Origin of the sequence: Motilimonas sp. 1_MG-2023 (assembly GCF_030547455.1) — a bacterium.
Lineage (GTDB): Bacteria > Pseudomonadota > Gammaproteobacteria > Enterobacterales > CBDFNC01 > Motilimonas.
This window is the reverse complement of sequence record NZ_JAUOPX010000235.1, coordinates 1-244: the sequence shown is the minus strand read 5'-3', so window position 1 is coordinate 244 and position 244 is coordinate 1. Positions and strand designations below refer to the sequence as shown.

Below are 244 nucleotides of genomic sequence, written 5' to 3'. Positions count from 1 at the left end.
CTGGCGGAGAAATTCAATAACTTACTGGTGCTGGCCACTTCAATTATTGATTGTTGAATTTTATCGATAAAGATATTAAAGCCACTAGCAAGTTGGGCAATTTCATCATTACCATTAACAGGTAAGAGCTGGCGCAAATCACCGCCACCGGCGCCAATGTCTTGTAGCATGTTAGATACTTGCGCGATGGGCTTGGTGACTGAGTTGGCTAATACTGCTGCTAGTGCAATATATAAAGCAGCAA

At 42.6% G+C, this 244-nt stretch carries 1 protein-coding gene; it reads right to left on the bottom strand.

Annotated elements, in window-relative coordinates:
- A partial coding sequence (locus tag Q4519_RS22010; RefSeq protein ID WP_303516108.1) for a HAMP domain-containing protein occupies nucleotides 1–244 on the bottom strand: 244 nt, incomplete at both ends.